General features: G+C 66.7%; 1 protein-coding gene. It reads left to right on the top strand.

Features of this window, described 5'->3' with window-relative positions; genetic code table 11:
- Positions 1 to 120: 120 nt before the first annotated feature.
- Positions 121 to 3889: filamentous hemagglutinin N-terminal domain-containing protein (locus DBR20_RS18960; RefSeq protein ID WP_146187057.1), on the top strand; the 3769-nt coding region annotated here is incomplete at its 3' end.

Genomic DNA, 3889 nt, shown 5'->3' with positions numbered 1-3889 from the left:
GTGATGCGCCTGTCGTCTTCACACCGCCGCTACCGTCTATCAGGTGCAGGGCGTGCGTTATGCAGGCCCCCTTCGTACTCGCCGCGGCCGACGCGGCCCATCAGGTTGCCGAGGTCCCCGATGTCGCACCCGCATTCGCCCGCTGCCCGTTTCTCCGCGTCCCTGTGGCGCAGCCACCCGATGGCCTGGGCCGTGGCCGTGGCGCTGGGCACCGTGGTCGCTCCTGCCAGCCAGGCGCAGCAGGCGTTCAGCCCCAGCTGGTTCGCCGACCGCGGCGCCGCCCAGGGCGCGGCAGCGCAGAGTGGCCGCATGCCCAATGGCGTGCCGATCCAGTTCCAGCTGCCTGCACAGCAGCAGGATGCGGCGCGACAGAAACTGCAGCAGTCGATCGACAACCTCGGCACGGCCGCGCAGGCCATCGCATTGCAGCAACGCATGCAGGAGCAGGCCAGGCAGGCGCGACGCGAGGCGGGCTTCTTGGTGGCCGATGGGCTGGGCAAGGATGGCCTGAAGGTGGACGGGAATCCGCTGACCCGTGGCTGGATCAATGCCCGCGAAGCGATCCAGTCGCAGGGCGCCGACGGACGGGTGCAGGTCAGCATCGAGCAGACCGCTGACCAGGCGATCCTGAACTGGGAAACCTTCAACATCGGTGGCAACACCACCCTCAATTTCCTGCAGAACCCCGACTGGGCGGTGCTGAACCGGGTCAACAACCCCAACGCGCGGCCCAGCCAGATCCTGGGCCAACTGAAGGCCAACGGCACGGTGTTCGTTGCCAACCGCAACGGCGTGGTGTTCGGCAACAACAGCCAGGTCAACGTCCGCAACCTGGTTGCTGCTGCGGCACGGATCAGTGACGCGCAGTTCCGTGACAACGGCCTGTACAGCGCCGACGCGAACACTTCGGCGCTCACCGATGCCGTGGGCAAGGTCATGGTTGAACGTGGCGCGCGCATCACCACGCATGAACCCACCAGTGCAACGCGTGGCGGTGGCTACGTGCTGCTGGCCGGCCACAGCGTGGAGAACGCGGGCCAGATCGAGACGCGCAAGGGCCAGACCCAGTTGGCGGCCGGCGACAGCTTCGTGATCCGCCGCGGTGTGGGTACGGCACAGAACACGGCTTCGACCACCCGGGGCAATGAGATCGCTCCGCGCTTCGTAGCCGACAGCACGGCCGGCAGCGTGCGCAACAGCGGCCTGATCCAGGCGCGCGAGGGTGACATCACCTTGGCCGGTCGGGCTGTCGAACAGGCTGGAGTGGCGGTGGCCACCACGACGTTGAACCAGCGCGGCACTGTGCATCTGCTGAGTTCATCCTCCGACAGCAAGGGCAGCGTGACCCTGGCCACGGGTTCAACGACGGCGGTGCTGATCGAAGATGATGGCAAGACCACTGCGCTCGACAGCCAGCGCGATGCGCTCATCAAGGAATCCGGCGAGCAGGACAAGCTGCGCGGGGCCAGCAACAGCGGCACCTTCGACAATCTCTCGCGCCTGCAGGATCGCCGCGAGCAATCGCGCATCGAGATCGTTTCCGGCGGCGATGTGAACTTCCAGGCCGGCTCGCTGGCGGTGGCGACCGGTGGTCAGGTGATTTCCGATGCGGGCCGCCGCAGCTATCTGGACGATGGCGCCCGCGTGGACGTGGCCGGTGCGGTCGGCGTGCAGGTGGCGATGGAGAGCAACAACGTCAAGGTGAAGGTGCAGGGCAACGAACTGCGCGATTCGCCTGACAACCGTGACAGCGGCAAGCTGATCAGCAGCGAGGTGTGGATCGACCGTCGCCAGTTGATCGAGGTGGCCGCAGGCACCGGTGGCTATGAAGGCACCCGCTGGTATGCCGGTGGCGGCTTGCTGGAAGTGAGTGGTTACCTGGACAACCAGGGGCATTCGATAGGCGAATGGGCTGCACAGGGCGGCACCGTCCAGCTGGCAGGCAAGGAGGTTGTCAGCCACGCTGGTTCGCGCATCAATCTGGCGGGTGGCAGCCTGGATGTGCAGTCTGGCGTGGTCCAGCAGAGCTGGCTGCGTGGCCGCGACGGCCAGCTGTACCGTCTTGATGATGCCCCGGCAGAGATGCTGTACGACGGTCTGTACCGGGGCTTTGAAGTGAAGCAGGAACGCTGGGGCGTCACCGAGTCGTTCCGCAATCCGCTGGTGGCACCCGGGCAACGCTATGACAATGGCTATACCGTAGGGCGCGATGCGGGTCGGTTGCTGATCTCGGCACCCACCGCAGTTCTGCAAGGGCAGGTGGAGACGGGTGCATTCCAGGGGCTGCAACAGACACGCCGCCCCGACCAGGGCCAGGATGGATACGCGCAGGCGCAGACAGCTGCAGCCCGCAACGCTCAGCTCTGGCTGGGCCGCTACGACAACACCGGCCGCAATGCGGTGTATGACTCCCACGTATGGATCGGAAAGAACCCGGCCGATTCGCGGCAGGTATCGCTACAGGTGCCGCTGGAGGAGTCGCAGCGCAACACGGTGTCGCTGGACAGCGATGTCCTGAGCGCGCAGCGCTGGGGCCGCGTCGACATTGCCACGGCGGGGCAGGTTGAACTGGATGGCACGCTCAGGCTGCAGGAGGGTGGGCAGCTTGCTCTCACCGGTAGCCGGATCAGCTTCGGCGGCACCGTGCAGATCGCGGGTGGCCAGGTGGAGGCCGGAAACCTGCTTCCGGTGCTCGGTCAACCCACCGCGTTGCTGTCCGCCGGGCGTGGCGCGGTCGATGTTGCCTCTGGTGCAGGGTTTGATCTTGCTGGTGGTTGGAGCAATCCCTTTGCCGTGTCGGATGGGGGCGCCACGCAGGCGTGGATTGACGGTGGACAGCTGCGCATCAATGTCAGCCATGACATCACCGTGGGTGTGGGCGCACGTGTTTCGGTGGATGCGGGTGGCAGCATCGATGCAAAGGGCAAGGGGCGGGTAGGCAAGGGCGGCAGCGTCAGCCTGTTGGCGGCCAGCACCGATGTCGCCACCGATGGCAGTGGCCGGCTGCGTATCAGCGATGGCGTCCGCTTCAGTGCGCTCGGCAGCGGCAGCGGCGCCTTCAACCTTGCGACAGGGGGCAGGGTCGCCATTGGCGGTGCGGCGTCGGCGTCGGAAGCGCTGCGGTTGCAGGCGCCGCTGTTCAGCAGCGGCTTTTCCCGCTACGACATCGGTGGCCACAACGGGCTGACCGTTGAAGACGGCGTGCAGTTGAATGTGGAACAACCGGTCCTGCGCCTGGCCGAGGGTGCGCAGAGTGCCTCGAGCCGTGAGCAGGGTCTGCAGGCATGGTCACCCTTGTTGTACATGGTGGATCCTGCCAGCGGTCGCGTCAGCCAGCGCGCGGGTGCGAGCCTGACGCTGCGCGCCGGGCATCTGCTGTCGACCGGTGACCTGCGCATCGGCAGCAATGCCGTGCTCAACGTCGACCCAGGGCAGTCGATGGAATTGTTCAGTTCCGGCGACATCAATGTGGCGGGCACGCTGAAGGCGGCGGGCGGTCGCATCCGTCTGGATGAAGCCTTCGATCCATCGACGGTGCGCGCCGACGGACGCCGCGAACGCCGCTGGACGATCGCCGACGGGGCGCTGCTGGATGTGAGTGGCGATGCAGTTTCCTCCGCCGATGCGCGCGGGCAGCTGCGTGGGCAGGTACGCAAGGGCGGGACGATCGAGATCGGCGGTGCACTGGACTGGGAGGACCAGGACAACCTGCGCCACCTGCCGCCCGATACCTTGGTGGTCGTCGAGCGTGGCGCGCGGCTGGGTGCTTCCGGCGCCTCGGCGTTGCTTGATATCGACGGCAGCGGGCGCACGCAGGTGGACAGCGACGGCGGCAGCATCGTGCTGCGCGCGGCCAATGCGCTGTATCTGCAGGGTGTGCTTGACGCAT

It is taken from the genome of Stenotrophomonas sp. HMWF023, assembly GCF_003060985.1.
Lineage (GTDB): Bacteria > Pseudomonadota > Gammaproteobacteria > Xanthomonadales > Xanthomonadaceae > Stenotrophomonas > Stenotrophomonas lactitubi.
The sequence above is the reverse complement of the archived record's forward strand: the minus strand, read 5'-3'. Positions and strand labels throughout refer to the sequence as shown.